The sequence below is a fragment of the Pseudonocardia ammonioxydans genome (assembly GCF_900115005.1).
Classification (GTDB): Bacteria; Actinomycetota; Actinomycetes; order Mycobacteriales; family Pseudonocardiaceae; genus Pseudonocardia; species Pseudonocardia ammonioxydans.
In genome coordinates this window covers 1-1276 of the sequence record NZ_FOUY01000158.1, presented here as the reverse complement: position 1 = coordinate 1276, position 1276 = coordinate 1, and the positions used below count along the sequence as shown (strand labels likewise).

Sequence of the window (1276 nt, the reverse complement as noted above, 5' to 3'; positions counted from 1 at the left end):
CCTGAACGCCTTCGACATCGCCTTCGACGGACGCCTGTCCGCCGGACGCACGTAACCCGACCAACCTCAGTTACACCGGAAACTTGACAGTCCCGTTGGTAGCGCTGCGAGGCCGGTGGCCGATTGAGACCGAGGCGCTTGAGGATGCGCCACCGGTCTGCCCGGGCTCTACGACGATCAGTTGGCCGCTCGATGCGCTCACCGCCGTCGTGGAGCGGGTGGACCTGCTGCGGTCGCGGGACCGGGGGCCCGACCGGGGCGGCGGCGACCTGGGGAGGCTGATCGCCACGTTCAATGCCGTGCTTGACCGGCTGGAGGAGCAGCGCAGCCTGCGCAGCGCCGAGGTCCACCCCGGGGAGGAGGCCGAGCGTCGGCGGATCGCCCGCGAGCTGCACGACGAGATCGGGCAGGGCCTCACGGCCGCACTGCTCGACCTGAAGCGGGTGGCCGACCACGCGCCGCCAGCTTTGCAGGGCGACGTGAAGCAGGTCCGGGACACCGGGCGCGCGAGCCCCGACGAGGGCTGCCAGGTCGCCCGCCGGCTCCGCCCGGACGTGTTGGAGGACCTGGGCCTGGCCAGCGTGCTCGCCGCGCTGGTCACCGAGTTCACCGAGGCTGGCGGGGTGCCGGTGGTGCGGACCGGGGACCCGCCGCCCCGGCTGAGCCCGCAGGCGGAGCTGGTGCTCGACCGATCACCCAGGAGAGCCTGACGAACGTCGTCCGGCACGCCGGTGCGACCCGTGTCGAGCACGGCCTGGTCACCGCACCCGGCCCGCATCGCGACCGCGCGGGCATGCGCGGCATGCCCTGCTGGTCGACGCCGACCTGACGGTGGCCGACGCGCCGGGCGTGGCACGCTGGTCGAGCTGGTCGTACCGCTCGGCCCGGTACCGAGGGCTCGATCACGAGGGCTCGATCACGGATGGCCCGGCGTGCCGAGGAGGCCCGGGGGCCACCCGGATTCTGCTGGCCGACGACCACGCCCTCGTCCGTCAGGGGGCTGCGGCTGATCCCTTGACGCGGAGCCGGACCTGGAGGTCGTCGCGGTCGCGACGGACGGTGCCGCGGGGTCGACGCGGCCACGGCCAGCGGCGTCGACCTAGCAAGGCCGCGGATGACCGGGTTCCATGTGTGCCGGGAGATCGTCCGGCGGGATGACACCAATCGCCCCAACCCGGCATCTAGTAGCGTGTCGCCGCTAAATCAGGCTCTATGTGGTGTACGAGTTCTCGCAGTTCACTCCTGCTGCTGAGAGGATGCCCTCACGATGCCTCGC

1 protein-coding gene is annotated in these 1276 nt (G+C 72.0%); it reads left to right on the top strand.

All coding sequences use genetic code 11. The features are described from left to right. Positions 1-209: 209 nt before the first annotated feature. On the top strand, positions 210-710 hold the full coding sequence (locus tag BM093_RS34860) for a sensor histidine kinase (RefSeq protein WP_218163084.1): 501 nt from the start codon (positions 210-212) through the stop codon (positions 708-710). The last annotated feature ends 566 nt before the right edge of the window (positions 711-1276 follow it).